Source organism: Arthrobacter nitrophenolicus, assembly GCF_000332815.1.
Classification (GTDB): Bacteria; Actinomycetota; Actinomycetes; order Actinomycetales; family Micrococcaceae; genus Arthrobacter; species Arthrobacter nitrophenolicus.
Genome location: NZ_AOFD01000003.1, coordinates 67,468 through 92,631 on the forward strand (window position 1 = coordinate 67,468; position 25,164 = coordinate 92,631).

Here is a 25,164-nt window from a genome sequence, read left to right on the forward strand (position 1 = left end):
GGTTTCGACAGGCTCAACCACCGGTTTTCGCAACTAGAGATCGGCGAGGAGGGACGTGGGGTTCTCCATCGCGTCTGCCACGAAGCGGAGGAAGCCGGCAGCGGTGCCGCCGTCGCAGACGCGGTGGTCGAACGTCAGCGTCAGCTCGGTGACCTTGCGGACAGCCAGCTCGCCGTTGACCACCCACGGCTTGTCGATGATCCGGCCGACGCGAGGATGCCCACCTCGGGGTGGTTGATGATCGCGGCGGACCCGTCCACGCCGAAGACACCGTAGTTGTTCAGCGTGAAGGTGCCGCTGCCCAGTTCGGTGGGGGTCGCCTTGCCCTGGCGTGCGACGTCGGTCAGCCGGCGGATCTCCGCGTCCAGTTCGCGCGCACTCAGCTTTTCGGCGCCGCGGACCGAGGGGACCACCAGGCCCCGTTCGGTCTGGGCGGCGATGCCGAGGTTGATCCCGTCGAACGCGACGATCTCCTGGGACCCGTCCTCCGCGGTTTCGATCCGGGTGTTCAGCTCCGGGTACTTTTTTAGCCCGGCTGTGACAAAACGGGCGATGAACGCCAGCAGGCCCGGCACGTCCGAGCCCCCGGCCTTCATTCCCTCGCGAAGTTCCAGCAGAGCTGTGGCATCCACGTCCACCCATACCGTCGCCTCGGGGATCTCCGAGCGGCTGCGGGCCATGTTTGCGGCAACGGCCTTGCGGACGCCGCGGACCGGCGTGCGGGAGGAAACGGGCAGACCGGTGCGGGCATCGGTCGCTTCCGGTGATCGAGCCTGTCGAGATCCAGGAACCTCAGACTTGGTTTCGACAGGCTCAACCACCGGAGCGTTGGTTGAGCTTGTCGAAACCGCAGGCTTGGTTTCGACAGGCTCAACCACCGGGGTGTGTATGGCGGCCTCGACGTCGCGGCGCATGATCAGCCCGCTTTCGCCGGAGCCATGAAGCTCGCCGAGATCCACGCCGTGTTCCTTGGCCATCCGCCGGACCAGCGGGGAGATCACAGCGCCGAGCTTCCCGGGCACGCGGGTGCGCAAAAGTGAGAGGTCGTCGACGGTGGTTGAGCTTGTCGAAACCGTTTCGACAGGCTTGGTTTCGACAGGCTCAACCACCGCCGTTGCGGACCTGCGGGCGCGGGTGCGGCGGGCTGTGCCGTGGCCGCCAGGAGTTCCGTAGCCGATCAGGACGTTGCCGGAGCCCGCCTTCTCCTCTTCCCGGTAGGACTGGGCGACTTCGGGGGTTTCTTTGGTTTCGACAGGCTCAACCACCGGCCCACCCAATTTGGTTTCGACAGGCTTGGTTTCGACAGGCTCAACCGCCGGGGTTTCGACAGGCTCAACCGCCGGCGTCACCGAGATCAGCGGACGGCCGACGTCGATGGTCTCCCCCGGCTGCCCGTGCAGCTCGGCCACAACCCCGGCGTACGGAGACGGCACCTCCACCGTGGACTTGGCCGTCTCCACCTCCGCGATCGGCTGGTCCACCGCAATAACATCGCCCACGGCAACGTGCCAGGACACCAGTTCAGCCTCGGTCAGGCCCTCGCCCAGGTCCGGCAGCAAAAATACTTTCGGAGTGCTCATGGAATCAGTCCTCCCACTGAAGGTCGTCGACGGCGTCGAGGATGCGGTCCACGCCGGGCAGGTAGTACTTCTCGAGTTTGGGTGCCGGGTACGGGATGTCGAACCCGGTGACGCGGCGGATGGGGGCGGCCAGGTGGTGGAAGCAGCGCTCCTGCACCCGGGCCACGATCTCGGAGGACACGGACGCGAAGCCGTGCGCCTCGGCGATCACCACGGCCCGGCCGGTCTTCCGCACGGACTCACACACAGTGACGTCGTCGAACGGGACAAGGGTCCGCACGTCGATGACCTCCAGCGAGCGCCCCTCCAAGGCTGCAGCCTCGGCGGCGGCCAAAGCCGTGGGGACGGACGGCCCGTAGGCGATCAGCGTGGCGTCGGTGCCGGGACGCGCGACGGCGGCCCTCCCCTCAGACGCAAGGCCCGCCGTCGTGCCTTCCTCATAGGAGGCACGCAGGGACGAAAGGTCCACCAGGTCCTTCGACCAGTACAGCTTCTTGGGCTCCATGAACATGACGGGATCGTCCGAGTCGATGGCCTCACGGAGCATCCGGTACCCGTCCGCCACCGTGGCGGGGGTGTAGACCTTCAGGCCGGCGGTGTGGGCGTAGTAGGACTCGGAGGAGTCGCAGTGGTGCTCCACTCCCCCGATGCCGCCGCCGTAGGGAACCCGGATCACCATGGGCAGCTTCACGGCCCCGCGGGTGCGGTTGTGCATCTTGGCCACGTGGCTGACGATCTGCTCGAACGCCGGATAGGCGAACGCGTCGAACTGCATCTCCACCACCGGGCGCATCCCGTTGATGGCCATGCCTACGGCCATGCCCACGATCCCGGACTCGGCCAGCGGCGTGTCGAAGCAGCGCTGCTCGCCGAACGTCTTGGTGAGCCCGTCGGTGATGCGGAAAACCCCGCCCAGGGTGCCCACGTCCTCGCCGAAGACCAGGACGGAGGAGTCGGCGGACATGGCGTCCACCAGGGCGGTGTTGAGGGCCTTGGCCATGGTGACCGGCTGCGGGCCGGCGGCTTCGGCGGTGGCCGCGGCGGAGGCGGCAGCCCGGGCGGTGGCGGCGGATACGTTGCCGTTGGCCTCGGACGAGGTGGTGACGGTGGGGCTCACTTGGCTGCCTCCTGGGATGATGCTGCGGCGTCGCGGGCGAGTTCGTCGGCGAGCAGGGCGGACTGTTCCTTCAGCTGCGGCGTTTGCCGAGCGAAGACGTGGCGGAAGAGTTCCTGCGGGTCCACGGGCACGTCCTCGCTGAGGCCCTCGCGGAGCTGCGCGGCCACGGCCTCGGCCTTCTCGGCGATCCGGGCCTCGCCAGCGGAGTCCAGCAGGCCGCGGTCCGTCAGATAGGTCCGCATCCGGTTCACGGGGTCCTTGGCCCGCCACTCGGCAACCTCGGCGCTTTCCCGGTAGCGGGTGTCGTCGTCGGCGTTGGTATGGGCCTGCATGCGGTAGGTGTTGGCTTCCACCAGGAGCGGGCCGGAGCCTTCGCGGGCGAGTTTCACGGCGCGGTCCAGGACGGCGAGGAGCGCGACGACGTCGTTCCCGTCCACGCGTTCGCCCGCCATGCCGTAGCCCACGGCCTTGTGCGCGAGCGACGGCGCCACGGACTGGTGTGCCAGCGGCACCGAGATGGCGTACTTGTTGTTCTGGACGAAGAAGATGACGGGCAGGTGGAAGACGGCCGCGAAGTTCAGGGCCTCGTGGAAGTCGCCTTCGCTGGTGGCGCCGTCGCCGCACATGGCCAGCACTACGGTGTCCTCGCCGCGGAGCTTGGCAGCATGCGCGACGCCGACGGCGTGCAGCAGCTGGGTGGTCAGCGGGGTGCACTGGATGCCCACGTGGTGCTTGAGGGGGTCGAACCCGCCGTGCCAGTCGCCGCGGAAGATGGTCATCACCTGCACGGGGTCCACGCCGCGGGTCATCACGGCGACGGCGTCGCGGTAGGTGGGGAACATCCAGTCACCGTCGGACAGGCACAGGGCGGCGGCCACCTGGCAGGCCTCCTGGCCGTGGCTGGACGGGTACACGGCCATGCGGCCCTGCCGGACCAGGGCGGAGTTCTGGTCGTTGACCCGGCGTCCGACGACGAGCTGCTCGTACGCTGCCAGCAGTTCCTCATCGCCGGGCAGGGGGTATTCGTGGCCGGGTTCGGTGCCCTGCTCGGCGTCGGGCTTGAGCCGGCCGTCCGGGTCCACCATCTGGATCTGGTACCGGGCGGGGAGCATGTAGTCCTCGGCCGTGATGCCGAACTTCTTGACGGCTTCGGTGAGCGCGTCCTCGTGCTGGACTGCGCCGGCCTCGCCGGTGCTTGTTGCGTCCCGTGCCGTGTGGTCTGCGGAGATCGTCATTGGTCCGTTCCTTCTGTTGCCACTATTCCTCCCCAGTATTGACCTGCTGGAGGTTTCGTATCCAGCACCTGCGGGAATCGTGGAGAAGCTGCACGAATCAGACCCAACCCGGAGACGAATCGTAAGTGTGACGCGCATTACGTGCCGAAGCGGTGGACGAAATGCCAGCCTGACAGGCGGGAACAGCCAGCAGCGCCCGTCACGCCGGTGCGGGGAATGGGTTTGACCGTTTCCGAAGAGGCCTTGACCTCTCCCTGCGCGGGGAGCACACTCTTATGAGCCCGATTGACGAAAATCGTCTATCGCTCAATGGTCGGAAACATCTTTTCCACTGATCACAGGGAGAAGATTCCGCACAGGCGAATGGTCTCGCCTACATGGGATCTCCTGGTGCGGCCGAGACGCGGAGGGGACACTGCGTCCCCTCCGTCTCACATCATTCATGCATAGGGAAATTACAAAGGGTGGGGCATCTGTAATGGACATTAAGCAGCTGTGGGACCGGCTCGAACCAGAGACACGGCATTGGCTCGTGGACAATCCGGGGTGCCGCATCCTCCCCCGGACCATTGCGGCAGAGATCAAAAAGGCCACCGGAGCCGAGTTCGAACAGGACCGGCACGGCGAAAGCATCCTCTCCCCCAGCGACTGCGACTTCATCCGGAGGGCAGCGGAACTCCACGACGCCCGGCGGCGCTGAGTCGATCTAGACGTGATGCCGGTTCGCTACGCCTGGGTCAGACGCGTACCAGGGCGGCGCCCACTACGGCTGCGGTGATGACCAGGAGGACGGCGAGCACGGCGTAGCCCTGCCATTTGGGGCGGCCCTTGTGGGGGTTGATGTCGACGTACGGCATGTCAGGTGCGGCCCTTCCGTCGCACGGCGGGGACAGTTGCCCGCATGGCGCGTCGTTTGAGCCTCAGCATCTGGTGCAGGACGAAAAAGGGTACGAGCAGGGTGCCCAGCAGCAGGCTCAGGGCAAAGGCGTACTCGGATATAGCCACACCAGTCTCCATCGGTCAGAGTGATCTACGATCACCCAGACCTAAGCACGTGACAAGGGCAATGACAAGTCACGCCAACAGCACCGCACCGCCGGCAGGTGTTACCTCCGCAACGCCATCGCCACAACAGCTACCGTCGCGACGGCCAGGGCAGCCAGCAGAAAATAGGAAAGTACCCTTATTTTCCGCTGCCTCAGCTCCCGCCGCGACTGCCGCACGCTGTAAGTTCCCCCATATCTCCCCATGCCGCGATGCTACAAAACACACCCTCAAGGTTTGATCAAGTCACGCCCAGTGTTACGACTCATCAGGACGCAGAAGGCACCGGAGCCGCACCGTTGCTCCCTCTGCCAAGGATCCCTGGGGCTCAGCCGGCGGCCCAGGTCTATGGTCGTGTCCGCGCACGGTGAGCCTGTCCTCGCGCAGGGCAATGGATGGACTTTTCGTATCCAGTGCCCGTCTGAATCGTGGAGAAGCTGCTCCGGCCTGCCTAAACTGGGAGACGATTTGCAAATGTGGGCCGGATGACGAGTAGGGGCCGTGGAGAAGATGCCAGCAAAGGAAACCCGGACGGAACCGGTGCCGCTGGACGACATCGACCGCAGCATCATTGCCGAGCTCACCCGGGACGGCCGGATGTCCGTGACCCAGGTGGCCGAGAACGTCCACATCTCGCGGGCGCACGCATACACCCGCATCGCCCGGCTGACCGGCGAAGGGGTGCTGTCCCGGTTCACGGCCGTGGTGGATCCCATTAAGGCGGGGCTGAAGTCCTCGGCCTACGTGACCCTAAAGCTGAAGCAGGACGCCTGGCGGGAACTGCGAGACCAGCTGGGTGCCATCCCCGAGGTGCACCACATCGCGCTGGTGGGCGGCGACTTCGACGTCATCCTGCTGGTCCGCGCCGTGGACAACATCGACCTGCGCCGTGTCATCTTCGACCAGCTGCAGTCCATGCCGGGCGTGCTGGACACCCAGACGTTCCTGGTGTTCGAGGACGTGGATACGCGGTGAGCATGAGTGATATTTTCCTCCAACAGGCGCGAGGCAACCCGGGAACGTGCGCTACTGACTGCCACTTTGAGACCTTCTTCTCTCCACTGTCCGAGGTGCCGTGGTGATGGGTAGAGAAGGATCACACAGCCGTGGCCACCTTAGTCCTATCTGCGCCTGCCGGTGGGATTATCAACTTTTGCGGCGACCTTACCTTCTAATTAGGGGTGGCAGCTCGGTCCATCTGGGAAGTAAGAAATCCGTTCCGGATTATCAGCTTCTTGTTGATGGACAGCCACAGCCGCCGACTGTTGGATGGCGACTTATCTACGGTACCTATGCCCGGGGGAGCGCGGGCATTAATATCACCCAACAATTGCCAGCGCGTCACGAAGGACGGGCTGGAACTCCCGGCTGACGTCGGCCTTCAAATTACCTCGACCAGCATCCCTGAACCATCCGTCGGGAAGAAACACCCACGCTGGTTCCTCCGGTACAAAGGCCAACGTCGCTGGCCCCTACTGGTAGGTAGGGCAGATGGTACGGGATCTATGAATGGGCAAGGGCCGGGCAGCATGAAGGTGCCTTAACGGCGCCTGCGGGTCGCGCTACGCCTGCACTGACGGAGGGGCGGGTACGACGTTCTACGTCAAGGAAACCGGGACTGGGAACACCGGGCGGGTTTGCTAAGTAACTCCGGCGAGGCGATGGCTAGACGATATGTAGCAGGAGGTGGCCTGCTTAGGCGAAACCCCCCGTGGCGCCTCCGGACCTTCTGAAGGCCCATTGTCGCCGGACCGTTTCCGGAGCGTCCAGCTTTGTGGTCCCCCGTCCCCCCGATGACGGGGTTGGTGGACGCTCCGGATCCTGTTTCCGGCGCTGATGGGCCTCTATCAGAAGGTCCGGGAAATGTGGTCTAGGGGCTGGAACCTCCTTTTCAAAGCAAGACGTGGGTTGCCTGCCACACTTGGCGGACAGGTAGAGCCACATTTGAAATTTGGAGGTTCCAGCTATGTTCGAGCGTACAAGCGTCGGCTTGGATGTCCATGCCCGAACCGTTGTCTCATGCGCGTTGGACGCGCAGACCGGGGAGATCATTCTGCACCGGATGACTCCGGATCATGGTGAGATTCTCGCCTGGATTCTCTCCCTTCCATCGCCGGTCAGAGTCGTTTACGAGGCAGGACCCACCGGCTTCGGCCTGGCTCGGTTCCTGCTGGCCTCCGGAATCGACACAGTGGTCGCGGCGCCATCGAAGCTCCAGCGCCCGTCCGGGGACCGGGTAAAGACCGATGCGAAGGATGCACTGCATCTGGCCCGGCTGCTGAAGCTGGGTGAGGTCACCGGGGTAAGAATTCCCTCAACGGACCAGGAAGCAGCACGGGATCTGGTCCGTTCCCGCGAAGACGTCCGCGGCGATCTCATGCGTTCCCGGCACCGGATCTCCAAACTGCTGTTGCGCCAAGGCCTCGTCTATTCAGGCGGGCAAGCCTGGACTGGCACCCATGAGCTCTGGCTGGCCGGCCAGCGCTTCGATAACCCGGCCCGGCAACTGACCTACGAGTCCTCCCTTGAGGCGATGCATGAGATCTCGGACCGCCGCGACCGCCTCGACCAAGCGATCACAGCGATGGCATACAGCAGTGAATACACCCCCGTGGTCCGGGCACTGCAGTGCCTGCGCGGCATCTCAACACTGACTGCTTTCGGCCTGGCCGTGGAGATCGGCGACTGGGACCGCTTTACCGGCTCCACCATCGGCGCTTACCTCGGCCTCGTTCCGACAGAGCATTCCTCCGGCGCATCCCGGTCCCTGGGCTCAATCACCAAAACCGGCAACAGCCACGCCCGCCGGCTGCTTGTCGAGGCCGCATGGCACCACCGCCGACCCTACAACAACCCGTCCAGGCTCATGCGGTCGCGCTGGGAGGAGGCCACCTCAGAGGCACGAATCCGGGGCCACGCCGGGAACCGGCGCCTGCACGAACGCTGGATCAGCTACCTCGAGCGCCGCAAGCGTCCAGTCATCGCCAACGTCGCCATCGCCCGCGAGCTCTCCGGCTGGTGCTGGTCCCTGGCCGCCGGCACACATCCGATGCCGGCCACCTCCCCAGAATCAAGCGCTTCCCCTCACTGAATGGAAGGACAGAAAAAACCAGCCCCGGCGGGAAACCCAGTTGGAAGTGGTTCCTTGCAGCGCGTGGAGTAAACCCGCGATACAACTATGGGCAACCGGAAACGGCCACGCCCGTCATTGCTAGACCAGCGGTAACCTCCAGCCGAACACTTCGTCCTGCGGTAACCAACCCGCGCATATCAGTCTGACCGCGCAGTCGCCAACGACACGCTGGCCACACCCGACACCTCTTCCCAGGGGCAATAAAAAAGGAAGCGGTCCCAGGCAACCCAGCCCGCGGACCGCTTCCTCACGCTCTTGACAAACGAGACCTACATATCAGTTGTACTTGCAAAATATGCATGTACGTTGCTTTTGCGATGCAAATGATCATGCTGCAAGTGGCTGCTTCTCTGCTGGCGCTAAGGACATGTGCTGGCCTCGCTGATTGTCTGCGGTGCTGGACGCGAGCAGAGCCCAGGCGCCCAAGATCAGCAGCCAGAAGTAGCCCTGCTGGAGTGCGGCGGAAGTCATCGAGAATCCAATGATTACTGCCAGCACTCCGGCCGATGCTGCGTCCTTACCGTGAAACAAGGCGCCCGCAATAAGCCATGCGATTGCGGCCACAATCAAAGCGATCGCGAGTCCAGTCCCCAACCCGCCTTGGTACCAGGCGCGCAGCAGGATGTTGTGCGTGACGGTGATGTTGTCGTAAGTCGCGCCAGAGCCTGTATCAAGGCCCCGCCCATAGAAGGGGTCTCGTTGGATGCCCTGCCACGCGAATTCGTACGTATATTGGCGGATGTCCAGGGTGCTCTTTTCGTGCGTCTGGCCGGTTACCTGCGCAATGCGCTGCGCAGGCCCTCGCAACAGCCCCGCCGCTGCCAGCTGACCAGTGCCCCACAGAGCAGCGCCCACGACGGTTGCCATGGTCAGTATTACCTTGAAAGAAACTCGCGCCGCGATCATAAATATAAGGACGCCGATGGCACAAGCTATAAGAGCACTGATGCTGCCCGAAATGAACAGTCCTGCCACGTTGAGAGCCAAACCGCACAGAAGCGGAAGCTTGCGCTGTTTAGTTTTGAAGATCAGGAACAGGAACAGGACTATTGCGACGCCTGACAACACGCCAATGATGTTTGGGTGTCCAGCTAGACCTGGCGCGCGGCCGAGTGCAGATTTCCAACCGAAAACTGTCATCCCGCTTGCTTGGGCGACTGCCGCCCCCGCAGAAATGCTTTGGCCCAAGAGGAATGCTGCAACCGCTTTTGCCGCAAGCCCCGGTTTGGCAGCTAAACACTTGATCGCGAATGGCCCGAAGGCTATGAAAACTATGATTTGCAGGGCGTAGAGAAGATGGCCCCGCAGCGACTCCGTCTCCCCTGAGGCGCTCACGGCGCCAACCAAGGCTAAGAAAGCTGACGCTATCCAAATCCCTTGATACTTAGGTTGTTTGCCATAGCCAAGAACTACCGTCCCGACGATGCCGGCAAGAACGAACCCGGTCCAGGCAAGGAATGCCGGGGCTGGTAGCGCCTCAGAAAAGGGCAGGACGAAGAAGATAGAGGCCACTGCCGCGCTGAGTAAGATCACGGAATCGGGGTACCGTCTGCATGAAGGAGCGCGGGTCGCTCAGGTGACACCGTGTACTCAAAGGAACCCCACTTCTGATACATCAGCCCGGACGCGAAAGCGGCGCAGAGGACGAGAATGCCTTTGAGTAGTGATTTCCCCATGCGCTGATTCTACCCGCGCAAAATAAGTACTGTGCTCGTCGCGCTCAAAGTACTCGGAACATGAACGAGTACTTTGCCGCCTGCAGGGCGCGTAGTCTCCACGCTGGTCGTCGCCTCTCCACAGCCCATACCTTCTTCGCATGGTTGAAAAGAAGGACTCACTGCCAACTGAAAATCAGTATCCACCCCGACGAGGCCTCCTAAAACTTGGCTCGTTGGTTGCGGCACTTACTGGGGCTTCGGCTGTTTCGGCGGCCACAGCTTACGCGGCTCCCGGCGATAAGGGGCAACCCATGGATTACGTTCCCACAGCCGAGAAAGGGGCGCCTTCTGGCGTTGCAACACTGGACGTAGCGTCCAAGATTCCAACCTCGCAGTTACCGGACTTGGCGCCAATAATCGCGCCGTCGGTCGAATCCAAGCTGGATCGGGATGAGGCAGCCACCATCTATGTTGCTAAGACGGAAGACGCTTTCAGGGTGTCTCGGGCGGACCTTGTTGAAGGGGCGGACAATCGGGATGCGATCCAAGCTGTTATCAACGCTGCCGCCGCATCCGGGATCAGGCACGTCATTCTCCCCGCGGGTGAAATCACGTTAGGCCGTCAACTGACCATCCCTAGTGGTGCACATAATCTGATAATTGAAGGCCATGGTGACGACACCACGATCAGACAGGTCTCTGGCGCGGTAAACAAGGCCTTGTTTTACGGGGCAGGAACGGACGGTACGAAAGCCGCCCTAACCTCGGATGCCGCGGCCGGATCGGGTAACGTCGAGGTCCCGGCCGCCGTGGCGTCAACTCTGAGTCCAGGGGCCATCCTGGGGCTCGAGTGCCAGACACTGGTTTACGGTATAGGAGTACCAGGGTTTGAGGTCTACGCGAGCGAGTTGCGCAAAGTGGTGTCCGTGTCGGGAACAACCGTCACACTAGACAGTGTCCTGTTGCACTCCTACCAAGTGTCTACCGGGGCAGTGGCGTGGAAAATGGACGCTCTATCGGGCGTTCAGGTTCGAAACATGACCATTACCAGCACCGACCCGTTGGCAATTCGAGGCCGGGCCATCATGTTCGAAAAGGCGCGCAATGTGCGGGTTACTGGCATCCGAATTAGGGACGCTGGAGGCGGAATTTTCGCAATGGACACGATGGACTCCTACTTCGCCGACATCTCAGTTGAGAATCTCCCCAACGTAGGAAACTACTTCGGATACGGATTGACGGTGGGTGGACGGTCAGCTCACGCCTACGTCGAAGGGCTGCGTGGCAGAAACTTCAGGCATTTGTTCACGACTCTCGCTGACGAGCGCAAGGGGACTCTCAGCAATACTCAGTGGGGCGGGCCGAGGCATGTAACCATTCGAGGTGGCGCCGGGGAGCAACAGAGTTCGGGCACGCAGTACTCAGTCTGGGACACCCACCCATGTGGCTACGACATTGTCTTTGACCAGTGCCGCGCCTTTGGGGGCTCTGGCCCATCCTCAAACGGCTTTCAGATCAGGTCGAAAAACACTCGCCTTATCAACCCTGTTGCCATGCACTCAGGCAACCTGGGGATTCGTATCGACCCGACGACTTCCGGAGAAATTGAAATTGTCGGTGGAGAAGTTGCCGCGTCCGGCGCGGGAGGCGTTTCACTCGCTCGTAATACCTCAATAAGGGGCGTTTGGATACACGACAACAAGCTATCGGGCGTCTCTTTCACCGACACGGCCAGTGGCTCCAGGATCAGCGACAACCGGATCGAGAACAACCAGTATGGCATCCATGACCAGTCAAGCGGGGCCGCCAAAGGCGTGATCGTGCAGGGGAACAGTATCCCCAAGTCCGCCGCTCAATCATTGGCCCTCGTCTCGCCGAAATCGAATCTTGCGTACGTCCACAACGTCGTTCCGGGCTACGGACCGGGCCATGACGGGATAGGCGGTTCGCCAGCTACCACCATAAAGAAAGCAGGCAACATCACCGATTAGGTGGCGCACAGGCAGCAGAAAACTCCAGTGGCCTATGACGCCCTCCCGACACGAGCCCAATGGTGAGTGATCAGCGAACTCCGGATTGCAATGCAACTCTGCGTCCACGATGTCGCTTGAAACGCGATCCCGGGAATGAGAACCATACATGAAACGGAAATGCAAAAAAGACAGCGTAGACGAGCAGGTAGTGGGCAAAATCGATGCCTAGCGCTAAGTACACGCCTGCGTGGAAGCCGAGAATGAGTAAGATGCTTAGTCTAAATAGCGCCGGCACAAGTACGGACACGATGACGATTCCTTCGGCAAAGATGGTGGCGTAGTCGAGGAATTTCCAAAAGGCGTCAATTTGAACTGTTCCTAGTAACTCCGCCATTGGCCCGACTTTCACAGGGTCACTCAAGTCTCTAGCCAGGTACCTCGCGTTGCTTGGCGCGAAGGATCAAGCCATCCGGTCAGGACCTTTGGCACAGCAGCTGTGAACAGGGCAAAACCAACGGTGAGAGACCATAGAAGCATCGGGAACCCGGCTACAAACCCTGCGGTTTTGTTTCCTCGTCGGAAATTCGGCGTGCCGCGGGAGTCTAATGAATAGCGCGAACCCCATCCAGCAAAGGCCATTGCTGCAGGAAGTAGTTCGTACAGGATGAAGTGATCGACTTTGCCGTATGAATGCGTAAATCCGGAGCCCACGACCATTACTACTGAGAGCGCGACGGAGACACTCTTCGTATGAAAGCCCACCAAGAGAGCTACAGCTAGCGCAGCACGTATTATCTCCAGAAGTACGAGCAGCTCCAGGGAGGGCGCATCGGTGAAGATCGCAAACGGTCCAGGTGGCGGACGAAAGAACGCTCCGGGGACTTCCGCAACCCACTTGTAGTCGACCGGAAAGATCAGAACGTGTAGCGCAAATACGATGCGGATAATCGACAGCGCCACTGGCGATGCTGTGTACGACTCGCAAAGCCTGTCGATGAAGGCAGAGAATACGGCCAAGATCTTGCTCATAGGTCGATCACCCTGGACTCGCATGCGGCAGCATTTGAATAGGTCGCGGTGCGGATGTCAAGATCCGTCTTTCTCCAGCATAAATCGATGCGCTCAGGTTTCTTGCCGCCCCCGAGCTCGCGAGCCTCGTTGGAAAGCCATGCAAGGACTTCCGAGTCTGGGGTGACCGTGCTCCCGGGCTTGAACATGTAGTCGAATGAATACCGCGCCGACGAGAACCGAAAATCGTTCATGAGTTCCGTGACGTGCGGCTCCAAAGTTGTACCGTCCGCGTAAGTGATCGTCGCGCTAACAGCTACAGTCGGGAACAGTCCTGCCTGGTTTGGCGCCGAGCCAAAGGATGGCATCCGAATACCGGGATAGGGCTCATCTTCAGAGGCAAACGAGACTCCAGCCTGAACAACCAATGCCCCTATGAATGCGATCGTGATTAGTGCACGCCTGCTCAGCTTGGGAGACGACATGCGTCAGTTCCTCCCGGCATAGCGTGACGGTTTTTGGCGATCAGCTTGTAGACCTGCCCAGCTATGTGACGAACTCCTGGCGCTAGAATGAGTCGTCCGGCTATTTGCCATCCGGAACCCTTGGCTATTAGGGCCTTGGCGATGGCTGTTTCAGCCCCAGCTTTGACCTCTCCGCCGTCTGCCCAGTACGCAGCAGCTTCAACCATCGATTCGGTGAGCCCGAGTGCTTCCAGGTCCTGTATCCCTTGCCAGGGCTTAATTTGCACTGCACCACCGCGAGCTAACCATTTAGCGGAGCGAGTGCAAAAACCACAATCAGCGTCATAGATAAGCGTGCGCTCAAGCGCAACATCCCCCATAGTCATAACTTAGATTGTAGGTGACTGAAGGCTGGTTGAATTCCCCACTCGACAGCATATTAAAGTCCAGGTACTCCAGCCTTTGTAAAGGCTTCTGCTACGACTGGCGCGAGTTCGGCGCTGAATATACCAGTTAGGTGCCCGGCGTCCGCGTAGATGGCTCGATTCCCGGCAAAGGAGGGGCAAGTACCTTCCAAGCAGAACCAGTCCTTGGTGTCGATGAAGGTCTTCCCCTTAGCTGTGGTGGCAGCAGCCTCGGTTGTCTTCAACGTCTCCCACTCTCTAGTAATGGACCCGGAGCAGTCAGACGGACTTGACAGTGGCGTGTAGCACTCCTGCATATTCTTAGCGCCCGGAGGAGTCACAAGCGTAATCACCTGCGAGGACGGCGGCAGTGAATCTAAGGCAGCACCGTAGGCGGTGGACCATTCGTCGCCTGCCGCCGGACCTTCTGCGTTGCTCACCAACCGCTTAAGTGACAATGCGGAGTCGGACAAGATGATCAAGTCGGGGTTCATGCCTTTGACGGTTTCGGCCGCCCAGGCTTGATGGGCGGTGCAAGCGTCATACGGAGTGGAACTGTTCTGGCTCGGAAAGACCTTAGCCCAAGCGACCGGGCATGCTTGCTTGGTTAAGGCTTGGATTCGATATCCGGCAGGTTCCAAGGCGCCAATGACCGCCGGAAGCCAACTGGTGGCTATGGAGTCACCCATGACTACTGCTGTCTTTGCAGCGTCGGCAGAGCCGTACACGCATTTGTCAAGGTTGCCAGCTGTGACGTCCAAGCACCCGTTTTCAGTCCATTGAGGTACACGCTGATTCGCCATGTTTCCGATCGGTGGATCGAATGCTGGCCATTCAGTGGCAGTCAGAGCGGCTCGAATTTCGACCGCCAGAGCTCCGGCGGCAGTGCTTGCATCGACGTTTTCTGAAGCCGTAGGCACGGGCAGCGTAATGCTCGCCTCAGGAACTTGTGCAGGCTGGCTCAGCGCCAGCCCCGACACTGCCAACGAGGTGACCGCCAAGAGACTGAGTGCTGTCAGCTTGTAGGAGTCCCGCATCGGCTGCTTGTCGCGCACTCGGGCCTTGGGATCTAACCAAGTGGATTTGCGGATAGGGTCTTCAACTAGATGGTATGCATAGGCCGACACCGCAAGGATGATGGCTGCGACAGACAAATAGAACGCGAGGTTCCGTTCCGGAACGAGGGACTCAGCAAAAATAATCACCGGAAAGTGCCAGAGATAGAGCGAGTAGGAAATATCGCCCAAGTACCTGCTAACCGGATTCGTGAATGGCTGCAGCCCTGGGTGCTCGGAGGCCGCAGTGCCGGCGAAGATGAACAGCGCGGCGGAAAGTACTGGCAGAAGTCCCGTGGGCGCCGGGAAAACCGATTTGCTGCTGATGATGAACAGGGAAGCCAGCATCCCGATGAGTCCGGTCCATGCGACGAAACGGCGAGCAGTGAACGGAATGCGGCTTGCATACGGTGCCAGGAACGCTAGTAGCGCCCCCACGCCGAGTTCCCATGCACGAGAAATGGTCGAGAAGTAGGCACTTGTGGGCGCGGATGTCGATTCCAGCATGGCCCATGCAAAGGAAGCCGCGCAGATGATGACAATGCCAAGGGCACCCATTTTGCGGGCATAATCCTCGCGTCCGGTCCTAACCGCCAGCAGCAGTATGCCTAGGAGCAACCAAGGCCAGACGAAGTAGAACTGTTCTTCCACGGCGAGGGACCAGAAATGCTGCAAGGGTGAGACGGGACCGGCCGCTTGGAAATAGTCTGTCCCGGCCGCCGCGAAGTTCCAGTTTGCGGAGAAGAGAAATGCCCAAAGCCCGTCAAACGCAGTTGATAGGAAACGCCCCTGCCCGAATAAGAAGTATGCGGCCGCGACGGTGATGAGCAATGTAAGGGTGGAAGCGGGAAGAATGCGCTTGATGCGCCGGCGGTAAAAACCCGTGAACGAGATGTGCCCCGTCTTGGCATGCTCCCGCAACAAACTGGCTGTGATGACGAAACCAGAAATCACGAAGAAGATGTCAACCCCGACGAAGCCGCCGCTTGGCCACCCCACCATGTGATCAAGGATCACTACAGTAACGGCGAATGCGCGAAGCCCTTGGATATCAGGACGTAGACCGCTGCCGCCTGATTTGCCGAAGGACTTTTTGGGCGCGAACTTACTGAGAATGCTGGTTGCCATACTTCCCCCACTTGAGACCGTTGCGCTAATTCTAGCGGTCGCGTAAGACGGCTAAGTTCCTGCCGCTTGCCCGGCCTCTAGCGTGCACCTTTCCGAGACTGCCCAGGAGATCAACTACTCAGGTGACCAACTTCCTTGAAAAGCGCTCACCCGCTTGATCACATCTGCACGACAATTGAATGTGCCCCCCAATGAATGAGAACGCGGGTAATGCCCCAAGCAAAGGGGTGTTGTCTCGGTCTGCGGCCATTGGAAACACAATAAGACCGGGCTGAAGCACTCCGTCTAGTTGACCCTCGTACAAGGACGCGACGCTTGGCGGAACTACCGATACCCGTCGACAATCGCTGCGGCGATTTCCTTGTAGGCCCGCCGGGTCTCCGGCTTGAGGACGTCCAGAGTGACAAGGTCGCCATCCGCCACGCCTCGGTCATGCGGGACGGCGATCAGTTCACGACAGATCCCGGCAAGGTGTTCCTCGATCGCATCCTTGTCCACGCGCGAGGACACTTCGTCCTTGTCGGTAATCACTACGATGGCGTTGCGTGCCAGGTCCTCATACCCGTGGCTAGCCAACCAGTGCAAAGTGCTGCGGGCGCGCTTGGCACCGCTCACCGCATAGCCGGCAGCGATAACCAAGTTGTCAGCGGACTGCAAGATGCCACTCATGGCGTTGTGCGTTACCCCGGTACCGCAGTCGGTCAGAGCGACGGAGTAATAGCTGGAGACGAGCCTGCGGATCCGCAGATACTCTTCGGCCGTCAACGAGTCTGACACCTCAGGGTCCTGCTCCCCCGCTATCAGGTGCAGTCGGCCGGCGTGATGCATGTACTGTGCCAAAGCGGTCAGCGAATCAACGGACTCGATGTTCTTGAGAAGATCTGTAATCGTGCGGGGGCTCGATTGCTGATAGATGCCTTCCCCCAGCGCGCGCTCCACCAAGTCCCCTGAATCCGGGTTGGCGTCGATTGCGCAGGGGGCGTCACCCCGGTACGCGGCCAGGGTCAGCCCGACGCCTACCGTCGTCGAGGTCTTGCCGATACCGCCCTTGAGGCTCAGCACAGCCGTGTTGTAGCTACCCTGCAGCTGACGCGAGATGCGGCGAGCCAGCTCGTCTTCCTGCCGCTGTTTCGCACCGGGACCCAGATTCCAGGCACCGCCCGTGAGCTTGTAGATGGCACCACGGAAACCGCCTACGGGGCGTGGTTTTTGTTCTCTGACGAATAACCCTGGCGAGCTGATGAAGTCCGGCATGGGGCTGTCGGAAATAGTGTCAGCAACAGTGGGGCGGCTGCGCCGGAAGACCGGAATGTCTGAGGGCGCATCTGACGGCATCGACGGTACTTGCCCGGCAGCATCGGGCTGCAGGGAAGTGGTGCCCGGGGTCGCTTGCTCTGCAGAGGCGGGCGCCCGCGTAGGGGCAGGTACGTGCGGTTTCTGCTTTGCTTCATCTGCTGCGGCTGCGGCCTCGGCCCAGGAGGTCCGAGTCGTGGCTGGCTGGCTGGGGTCAGGTTGGTTTGAGGTGTTGGGTGTTACGGCTGGCATGGTTCCTGTCCGGACATCCGTCATTTCACCGTCGGCACGACGAAGGTCGCGACGACGGCGCTTCGGCTGCCCTGCATCCTCTGCATGGGCGCGTGCGTTCTGATCCGCCGGATCGGGCATGTCTGTCCCCCCAGGACGTTCGGCATAAGGTTCTGCGGCACTGATTCAAACAGTAAGTCTAGGGGTTGCGGCGATGGTGCCTACTCAAACGCGAGTGAGGGCCGCCGAGACCACAGCAGAATCAACGATCAGAGGACGGTTAGGACGGCGTACCCCTGCCATTTTGGCCGGCCTTGTGGGGATTGATATCTACGTATGGCATGGCGATCGGCGGTTACCTCGAGGCGCGGTGGTGGGGACCGTAATCCGTGCGGGCCGGCACTTGAGTCGCAGCACCACGTACAGTGCAAGGAAGGGAACCAGCAGGGTGCCCAGCAGCGCGCACAGCGCGAGAGCGTAGTCGGAAAAAGCCACAATAGCCTCCATCGGTCATAGTGATCCCCATCCCCATGACCTAAGCACGTGGCATAGCAATGCCGACAGCAGTCGCGCCAGTTTCCCGCTAGCGCCCGTTCTGCGTATCGAGCCGCGTATGCTTCTGCACATCCACCGGTACCGTGTCGCGGCAGGACCTAGCCCTGTGACAGAACGATTGACAACTGATCTGTACTAGATTTGACGCAGAAGACGGCCCGAGCCCACCAATGCCGTGCGTTCTGCAGGATCTGTAGATCGAGTGACACGTTTGTATTGACAGCATCAGCAGCCGGTATGATGGCTCCGACTACACGAATAAAACCGTTCTGGTGGTGCGCCATCGGCAGCCCCAGCCACGAAACAGGGGGACCGGTTGGACTTACGAGACTATCTGCGCATTTTTCGGCGTAACTGGATTTTGATAATATCTCTCGCTCTAACCGGCCTTCTTGTCGGCGGTGGCTTATCGATGTTGATGAAGCCGACTTATACCTCTAGTACCCAATTGTTTGTAGCAATCCAGAGCTCCGGGACAGTTACTGAACTTCAGCAGGGAAATACGTTCAGTCAAGCGCGAGTTCAGTCTTACGTTAAAACTGTAAGCGCCCCAGTCGTCCTGAACCCCGTGATTGAATCACTAGGACTAACAGAAACGGCTGCTACGCTGGCCAACCGTATCGAGGCAACTTCTGATCCCAATACAGTCTTGATAACGATTACCGCCTCGGATGAGTCACCTGCCCGCGCGTCAGCGATCGCTCAAGCGGTGGGAGCGAGCTTGGTCCGCGCAGTGGACGACTTGGAAAGGCCGAAAATCGACGGCACCTCACCCGTTCGGCTGTCGATTATTTCTCCTGCCGTTGCACCCGAACAACCGTCGGCTCCCAATACAAAACTCAACCTTGCTATAGGCCTACTTATTGGTCTGGGTTTGGGGCTGGCCAGCGCATTAGTTCGCACGAGATTCGACACCCTCGTACGCGGTGAATCCGATCTTCGCCAAGTTACAGATGCCCCTATTCTTGGGAGAATTTCGTTCGACCCCGACGCAGCAAAAACGCCTCTGCTTACGCAGACCAGCACTCAAAGCCCACGCGCTGAAGCATTTCGTCAGTTGCGCACAAATCTTCAGTTCGCACACGTTATTGGCGATCGTAAGAGCGTTCTGGTGACCTCATCGATACCAGGCGAGGGAAAGAGCACAACAGCCACAAACCTAGCTCTTGCAATCGCCCAATCTGGCCAAAGCGTTTGCCTGGTAGACGCAGACCTTCGACGCCCTATGGTGGACTCATATTTAGGGCTTGAGCGGCGAGTAGGCCTTACCACCGCCTTAATTGGCGCGGCAGATCTTGACGATATATTGCAGCCCTGGGGGGATGGCTTGTTTGTGCTAACCTCAGGTGCCATCCCACCAAACCCCAGTGAACTGCTCGGGTCTGGGGAGATGAAGTCTGTACTGGAACGACTCGAATCAGTTTTCGACGTTGTTGTTCTCGACGCACCTCCACTGCTGCCGGTCACAGACGCAGCAGTGCTGTCACAGCTGGTCGCCGGAGTAGTAGTTGTAGTTGGTTCACAAAAGACGAGTCGGCCCGAAATTGAAAAATCTCTAAATGCACTTGAGTTGGTCGATGCAAAATTGTTCGGTGTCGTTATGAACCGGCTTCCAACCAAGGGTGCCGACGCCTACTCATACAGCTACTACAGCTACGGCAGCACGGCTGAAGGCGCGGATGCAGGATCAAGTCGAGAGGCTCCAGGCACGTGGAATGGTGTTCCACAGGAGCCCGAGCGGTTGGCAACGACCTTCCCCGCTGATGTCAGCGCACAAGTCTCAACGCGGGCTGGCACCCGTCAAAGCCGCTAGCTTTTTTCGCTACCATATTACGCTTTGATTTGACGCACTTCGTTAAGTCGACTGATTCATCAGCTTTGAATTAGTATCAGCGGCAAACAATTAGGACTTTGTATATGGGTCGAAAGAAACTCGCCTCCCAATTTGCGTGGGTCTCCGCCGGGCGCCTCATTGGAGCGCTCATTCAGGCCGTTACAATGCTTCTCCTTGCGCGGGACCTGGGGCCATATGAATTCGGACTGTTTTCCGCTGTTTTTGGCACTATCATCGTCTTCCAATCCGCCTTGGATTTGGGTATCGCGACAATGGTAGTTAAAGAACGCGCTGCCGATCCGCAGAGTCCAGTGATACACTCCGCGCTTCGAGTGGCCGACCACTCAAGCTTTGCTCTGGCGGCTGTCATTGCTTTTCCACTTGCAGCTCTCGGCACGTTTTTAGATCCCTTCTTTATGCTTCTCCTGCCACTGTCGGTTTGGGCAGCAGCTGAGAGGCACTCGGAAACATGGCTTTCAGTTCCTCTGGCGGACGGTGACGCTAGAATCAATACGCAGAACTTACTTATCCGGCGTACCGCTGCTGCTCTGCTATATCTAGGTGCTGTGTTCGCAGGCATTCATGCTGCCGTGGCCTTCTCGGCCGCCATGGCTCTAACTGCCCTAATATCCCTCATCGTCATCCGTAAGGTAGTAAGTAGCCGCCTGACGCCTCCCCTATCCGCACTAGGATTGCGGGAGATCGTACGCATTTCGTGGCCGTTCTGGATGAATTCCCTTGGAACTCAAGCACGCAATCTTGATACCCTTCTTGTCTCCGCTTTTGCCGGACCGACCCAGGCCGGATTTTATGCAGCCACAAGTAGAGCTACTGGTCCACTAAGGATCTTCTCCACATCAATGGCTGCTGTACTCCTGCCTGCCAGTGCTGGAAAGGAACGAAAACACCTTCGCAAGTTGTTCAAACTTGTATGGGCAATGGGTGCTTTTTGCGGCTTGCTCTATGGGACCTTGATGTTGTTAGTTCCGGCTGTTGTCCACCTCTTTTTGGGCGACGCTTACAGAGGTGCGGTGCTGCCTCTACAGATTGTGCTGGCTGGGCTTGTCTTCGCCGCGCTTTCTTCTCTTTTCAATTCGATATTACAGGGTGCCGGTCTTCAGTATTTCGTAGCAAAAACGTCGGTTATCACCACAGGTGCTTGCTTAATCCTTGTTTCCATTGGGAGCCTGTTCCTTGGCGCTATAGGCGCAGCCTTCGCCCTGAGTTTTTCTTTTGTTCTTCAATCCGCCATATTGGCTTCACGCGTCAGCAAGTTCGCTCGCAGGCCTCCCGCGCGGCATCGTCTATCGGCACCAACAGGAATGTGATGAGCATGACTAATAGAACACTTTTTGGAAGTATCTGTGCGCAACAAGACAATCTTGGAGACATAGCTATCCGGAAGGTATTTTTCGATTCCTTTCTTAAGAAGCAGACGCCATTGGTGCTTCTTACGCATGGGATGCCGCAAACTTACATTGACGCTTTCAAGTTTGGTGGGCCTGTTACGTTCATCTCGAATCCCTTATTGTTTCAGTTCCGCCTTATCACCGCGTCCCTCCTGCGTAAGGCTGACTTGGCTTATGCGCCAGGACCTCATGAGTTACGGGACTCCCCTCTCGCGCTTGCCAAGACGCTCCTTATGATCCTCAACATTTTCCTAATCCGATTAAGTGGAGGTCGGGTGAGAACTGCAGGGCGTGCACTCCGCGGCAATGGCCGGATAGCTAGACGTTTAGAACAACTCCTGGTGTCTCTATGCGAGGCTTACATTGTCAGGGACTCACTCTCCAGCGGCATCGCCCAAGTTCCGCTACGCTTCGCACCCGATCTGGCTCTCGGATTGTGCCATAAAGCCCGCACCAACGGACGTAAGCGGATTGCCTGCTCGTTCCGGAATGACACGATCGTGAGCGCGACTACGTTCGAAGGAATCGTCAAGAGTTTCACAAATCTCGGTTTCGAAGTCGTTTTGGTCTCGCAAGTTCAACGAGATGACTCACAGCACCGCGCACTGGCGGCCAAATTCGGCCTGCGACCATATCTTTGGGAATCAAAGAGCCATACTGAGCAACAAGAAGTAGTCGATCAGGTATACAGCAGCTCCTATGCGGTTATCAGTAATCGTCTCCATGGCCTCATATTCGGTATTAACTGCGGCGCACTCCCAATCGAATATCGGTTTGCAGAATCGGACAAGATTTCCTCAACGCTTTCTGTTGGATTCGGCAGTTATATGGTCCTTCACGACGCCTCGCCAGGTGCGGAAGAATGCCGAAATGCAATCCAACTCGATTCCCTTGAAAAGCTCTCACACTCTTTTCCTGAAGCAACAGGCCTCGCGCGCTTGCGAGTAGAAGAAGCACTCGACTCTCTGATGGCCGACCGAGTCTTGACACCTACCGCCTAGCCCTTTCGTCCACGTCGCCGCAGCCAAGCCATAGTAAGGTGCAAAAAAATATGCATGCCCCCCAAAGTCGTCACAATGTCATGTACTTGACGGTTCTACCCTTCTACCGGCAAACCTGCATCCAGTCACTTATGGATCAAGCTGAGCAAGACAAACCGGAAATCTACGCTGGCCCGCGACAGCTGACAGCAACGGTGACTACAGGAATAGCCTCAGACCTTTACCGTCCGCTACGCGCTTGGTTTCTATTGGGTCGCGGCATTATCCTTCGCGACCACGTCTGGAATGCCATAAATGCTAAGTCGCTGATGTTGGATCTCAACCCCCGGTGCGTGTCGGCTTGGTTACTCCTGATCATCAGGAAGATCTTAAGGCGACGTACTGTTGTTTGGGGCCACCTCTACCCAAGAGCGGGTGCCGGATCGCGAACAGCGCGGCTCAGACGTTCCATGCGTGCACTTGCAGACGGTACCGTGTTGTACGGCTTTGATAGCGTGCTGCCCGCCCGGCAAGATCTACCCAATCAAGAAGTCTGGGTTGCACCAAACGCGCTCTATTCGTCTGAGCTCTTGGGGCCGGCTGAAACGCACACCAACAAGTCTTCAGTCATCTATGTGGGACGCCTCGTAGAAGAAAAGAAGGTCGATCTTCTAATTAGAGCCTTCGCGGAAGCATCTCCAAATATGGCTAATGTCCGCCTGAAAATTGTCGGCTCTGGATCCGAGTTGGAACCTCTGAAGGACTTAGCGAGGAATCTTGGATGCGCGTCAGAAATTGAATTTCTCGGCCCCATCACGGACCCGGCTACACTTAAAGCTGCATATACAGATGCAATATGCTCAGTTTCCCCAGGCTATGTAGGACTAAGCTTGACGCAAAGCCTTGGCTTCGGTGTTCCCATGCTTATCGCCGATGATGAGCCTCATGCCCCCGAAGTAGAACTTGAACGTTTCGGAGGAGTCGCACGTTTCAAGGAGAACGACCCTTCATCGCTAGCATCGTTACTGCAAAAAGTAGCCTCAGGTCAGTACGAGTTTCCCGATGCAGCTCGGCTAGCAGAACCAGTGATAAAGAGCTATTCTGCTGAATCCATGGCCCGGGGACTCCTTGACAGCCTCAGAAATCGGGCGCAGTCCTTGGACAGCACAGGATGGCCCGCGGCATGAGCACTGTACGCGCAGCTCGATCTCGTATTCCTGGCCCACTACAGGTAGTTGTCAGGCGCCTACTCAATCAGATGGCAATAGGCAATAACGTCATCGTTGGACGAAATCTCCGCGCCGGCATGGGCAGCAGGATAAATTCACTCCATGGCCTTAGATTGGGGAATGACGTGTCGGTAGGGCCCGGCTCCGTCATTGAGGTAGACGGTTCTATCGATGACTTCGTTCTAATAGCCAGAAACGTCCAAATTGTCGGCCGTATGGACCACGATATTAGTTCCGTTGGCACGCCGATTGTGCATGCAACCTGGGTTGGAGACCGCGATGCTCGCCAAGTGGACACAGTCCACATCGGCCGGGATGTCTGGATCGGCGCTGGGACTATTGTTCTAGGCGGCGTCACCATCGGTGAAGGTAGCGTAATCGGAGCGGGTTCGGTTGTCACCAAGGACATCCCCCCTTACTCAATCGCCGTAGGCTCGCCCGCCAAAAGGGTAGGACCCCGTTTTTCTGACGACTCAGATCGCAGCGAACATTCCGCAGCGCTAGACGTACTTTCCAAGAAAGAGCAATCGCACTAATGAACAATTCCGAAATTGAAAGTAATAGAAGACTTCGGATAACCATCCTGGGCATTAATTACTCACCGGAACCCTCAGGCAATGCCCCGTATACCACTAGCCTCGCTGAAGGCTTACGTCAAGTGGGCCATGAAGTTCACGTCGTCACCGGATATCCGCACTATCCTGAATGGACTTTGAAGCAAGGTTATTCGGGATGGCTCTCCAACGAGGAAATTAACGGCGTTTCGGTTACGCGTCTCCGCCACTATATTCCCAATAAACCGACGACTATAGGTCGCCTGCATATGGAATTAAGCTTTGGGGTACGGCTGCTATTTGCAAAGTGGCATAAACCCGATGTAGTGCTCGTAGTCAGCCCAGCTCTATTCTCGTGCGCCTTGGCAATGGTGCGGATTCGACTTCGGCCTAATCGACCAGCTGTAGCTATGTGGATTCAAGACCTATATAGCCGGGGAGTTGTAGAAACCGGTACCGGAGGGGGAAGGCTGGGGCGCTTCGCCACCTCAATCGAGTCGAAGATACTCTGTTCCGCCGACGGTATCGCAGCCATACATGATCGGTTTAAGAGTCACATGGTCAAGGCCCTAGAAGTACCGGAAGATCAGGTGAAGGTCATTCGCAACTGGACGCATCTTCCCGCTTCCCCCACAACGGGTATTTCTGAACTCCGGGACCGGTTGGGTTGGCAGCAGACTGATGTGGTGGTTCTGCATGCTGGCAATATGGGGAAGAAACAAGGCCTCGAGAACGTGATTGAAGCAGCACGGATAGCAGATGCACGAAATAGCCCAGTCCGTTTCGTGCTCATGGGCGATGGGAACCAGCGAAGGCATCTTGAGTCCCTGGCATCGGGAATAGAGCGTATTTCATTCGTTGATTCGCTTCCGGATGCCGACTTTCAATGTGCTCTGGTGGCTGCCGACGCACTGCTAGTCAACGAACTGCCTGGGGTCAAAGACATGGCTGTTCCCAGTAAGCTAACTTCCTATTTCAACGCTGGGGTTCCAGTTATAGCAGCCACAGACGAAGACAGCGTTACTGCATATGAAATTGAAAACTCGGGGGGCGGAGTCCGTGTAGATGCCGCCGACCCTCTAGCCCTCGTCATGATGGCGGAGGAGCTAGCTAAGGATCCCTCTCGAGGGGCCAAATTGGCCGAGAACGCCCTACGCTTCCGGCATGAAACATTGTCCGAAGCAGTAGCTGTTGCGCACTATGATGAGTTCATTACGAATCTGGCAACGTCGCGCGGCCGTTAGGTCGGGCGGCACTTTTTTGCCATTGTTACTAGTTCT

At 58.8% G+C, this 25,164-nt stretch carries 21 protein-coding genes and 1 pseudogene; 10 read left to right on the plus strand and 12 right to left on the minus strand.

Going from position 1 to position 25,164, the window contains the following annotated elements; translation table 11 throughout:
• Positions 1–33 precede the first annotated feature (33 nt).
• The 3 genes and pseudogenes from G205_RS01565 to pdhA all read right to left on the minus strand — a co-directional run bounded on the left by G205_RS01565 (position 34) and on the right by pdhA (position 3,932).
• Positions 34–1,580: pseudogene (locus G205_RS01565) on the minus strand (dihydrolipoamide acetyltransferase family protein).
• 4 nt (positions 1,581–1,584) lie between these two features.
• Positions 1,585–2,697 (minus strand): alpha-ketoacid dehydrogenase subunit beta, encoded by a 1,113-nt coding sequence (locus tag G205_RS01570; RefSeq protein ID WP_009356417.1) that lies wholly within the window; start codon positions 2,695–2,697, stop codon positions 1,585–1,587.
• Positions 2,694–3,932, minus strand: coding sequence for a pyruvate dehydrogenase (acetyl-transferring) E1 component subunit alpha (pdhA, locus tag G205_RS01575; RefSeq protein ID WP_009356418.1), 1,239 nt, complete (start codon positions 3,930–3,932; stop codon positions 2,694–2,696). Before pdhA ends, G205_RS01570 begins: the two co-directional genes overlap by 4 nt.
• Positions 3,933–4,410: 478 nt before the next feature.
• On the opposite strand from pdhA, the gene G205_RS01580 reads away from it, so the two are divergent.
• Positions 4,411–4,632 carry a hypothetical protein gene (locus G205_RS01580; protein ID WP_009356419.1) on the plus strand — a complete coding sequence of 74 codons (222 nt, stop codon included), beginning with the start codon at positions 4,411–4,413 and terminating at the stop codon, positions 4,630–4,632.
• A 158-nt stretch (positions 4,633–4,790) separates the two neighbouring features.
• Here G205_RS01580 and G205_RS21865 read toward each other — a convergent pair whose 3' ends face one another.
• Complete coding sequence (locus G205_RS21865; protein ID WP_160166583.1) at positions 4,791–4,937, minus strand: hypothetical protein; 147 nt, start codon at positions 4,935–4,937, stop codon at positions 4,791–4,793.
• Between the two features lie 549 nt (positions 4,938–5,486).
• Here G205_RS21865 and G205_RS01585 point away from each other — a divergent pair.
• Positions 5,487–5,951 (plus strand): Lrp/AsnC family transcriptional regulator, encoded by a 465-nt coding sequence (locus G205_RS01585; protein ID WP_035751762.1) that lies wholly within the window; start codon positions 5,487–5,489, stop codon positions 5,949–5,951.
• 991 nt (positions 5,952–6,942) lie between these two features.
• On the plus strand, positions 6,943–8,067 hold the full coding sequence (locus G205_RS01590) for an IS110 family RNA-guided transposase (protein ID WP_009356421.1): 1,125 nt from the start codon (positions 6,943–6,945) through the stop codon (positions 8,065–8,067).
• Between the two features lie 369 nt (positions 8,068–8,436).
• Here G205_RS01590 and G205_RS01595 read toward each other — a convergent pair whose 3' ends face one another.
• Entirely contained in the window at positions 8,437–9,642 is a 1,206-nt protein-coding gene (locus G205_RS01595; protein ID WP_009356422.1) for an O-antigen ligase family protein, read from the minus strand.
• A 436-nt stretch (positions 9,643–10,078) separates the two neighbouring features.
• On the opposite strand from G205_RS01595, the gene G205_RS01600 reads away from it, so the two are divergent.
• A complete protein-coding gene (locus tag G205_RS01600) occupies positions 10,079–11,758 on the plus strand; it encodes a right-handed parallel beta-helix repeat-containing protein (RefSeq protein ID WP_009356423.1) in 1,680 nt (559 codons plus the stop codon).
• A 70-nt stretch (positions 11,759–11,828) separates the two neighbouring features.
• On the opposite strand, the gene G205_RS01605 is transcribed toward G205_RS01600, so the two are convergent.
• The 7 genes from G205_RS01605 to G205_RS21870 form a co-directional block, all read right to left on the minus strand.
• On the minus strand, positions 11,829–12,161 hold the full coding sequence (locus tag G205_RS01605; RefSeq protein WP_160166584.1) for a hypothetical protein: 333 nt from the start codon (positions 12,159–12,161) through the stop codon (positions 11,829–11,831).
• Positions 12,158–12,769 carry a hypothetical protein gene (locus G205_RS21610; protein WP_152419495.1) on the minus strand — a complete coding sequence of 204 codons (612 nt, stop codon included), beginning with the start codon at positions 12,767–12,769 and terminating at the stop codon, positions 12,158–12,160. Before G205_RS21610 ends, G205_RS01605 begins: the two co-directional genes overlap by 4 nt.
• The gene (locus tag G205_RS01610) at positions 12,766–13,233 is read right to left on the minus strand and encodes a hypothetical protein (RefSeq protein ID WP_009356424.1); all 468 of its coding nucleotides are present in this window, start codon (positions 13,231–13,233) and stop codon (positions 12,766–12,768) included. The genes G205_RS21610 and G205_RS01610 overlap by 4 nt, the downstream gene beginning before the upstream one ends.
• Complete coding sequence (locus G205_RS20845; protein WP_083874984.1) at positions 13,215–13,598, minus strand: thiol-disulfide oxidoreductase DCC family protein; 384 nt, start codon at positions 13,596–13,598, stop codon at positions 13,215–13,217. The genes G205_RS01610 and G205_RS20845 overlap by 19 nt, the downstream gene beginning before the upstream one ends.
• A gap of 53 nt (positions 13,599–13,651) precedes the next feature.
• Positions 13,652–15,799 (minus strand): acyltransferase family protein, encoded by a 2,148-nt coding sequence (locus tag G205_RS01615; protein ID WP_035751699.1) that lies wholly within the window; start codon positions 15,797–15,799, stop codon positions 13,652–13,654.
• Between the two features lie 324 nt (positions 15,800–16,123).
• Positions 16,124–17,464 carry a MinD/ParA family ATP-binding protein gene (locus G205_RS01620; protein ID WP_035751701.1) on the minus strand — a complete coding sequence of 447 codons (1,341 nt, stop codon included), beginning with the start codon at positions 17,462–17,464 and terminating at the stop codon, positions 16,124–16,126.
• Between the two features lie 189 nt (positions 17,465–17,653).
• The gene (locus tag G205_RS21870; RefSeq protein ID WP_160166585.1) at positions 17,654–17,818 is read right to left on the minus strand and encodes a hypothetical protein; all 165 of its coding nucleotides are present in this window, start codon (positions 17,816–17,818) and stop codon (positions 17,654–17,656) included.
• A gap of 376 nt (positions 17,819–18,194) precedes the next feature.
• Here G205_RS21870 and G205_RS01625 point away from each other — a divergent pair, with 376 nt between their 5' ends.
• The 6 genes from G205_RS01625 to G205_RS01630 all read left to right on the plus strand — a co-directional run bounded on the left by G205_RS01625 (position 18,195) and on the right by G205_RS01630 (position 25,128).
• Positions 18,195–19,691 carry a tyrosine-protein kinase domain-containing protein gene (locus G205_RS01625; protein WP_009356427.1) on the plus strand — a complete coding sequence of 499 codons (1,497 nt, stop codon included), beginning with the start codon at positions 18,195–18,197 and terminating at the stop codon, positions 19,689–19,691.
• 104 nt (positions 19,692–19,795) lie between these two features.
• On the plus strand, positions 19,796–21,040 hold the full coding sequence (locus tag G205_RS20850; RefSeq protein ID WP_009356428.1) for an oligosaccharide flippase family protein: 1,245 nt from the start codon (positions 19,796–19,798) through the stop codon (positions 21,038–21,040).
• Positions 21,040–22,122, plus strand: coding sequence for a polysaccharide pyruvyl transferase family protein (locus G205_RS21615; protein WP_152419496.1), 1,083 nt, complete (start codon positions 21,040–21,042; stop codon positions 22,120–22,122). The genes G205_RS20850 and G205_RS21615 overlap by 1 nt, the downstream gene beginning before the upstream one ends.
• Before the next feature lie 449 nt (positions 22,123–22,571).
• Positions 22,572–23,288: a glycosyltransferase gene (locus tag G205_RS20855; protein ID WP_235046741.1), complete on the plus strand. Its 717-nt coding sequence runs from the start codon at positions 22,572–22,574 to the stop codon at positions 23,286–23,288.
• Between the two features lie 257 nt (positions 23,289–23,545).
• Positions 23,546–23,866, plus strand: coding sequence for a DapH/DapD/GlmU-related protein (locus tag G205_RS22380; protein ID WP_235046744.1), 321 nt, complete (start codon positions 23,546–23,548; stop codon positions 23,864–23,866).
• Complete coding sequence (locus tag G205_RS01630) at positions 23,866–25,128, plus strand: glycosyltransferase family 4 protein (RefSeq protein WP_009356430.1); 1,263 nt, start codon at positions 23,866–23,868, stop codon at positions 25,126–25,128. Before G205_RS22380 ends, G205_RS01630 begins: the two co-directional genes overlap by 1 nt.
• Positions 25,129–25,164: the final 36 nt, after the last annotated feature.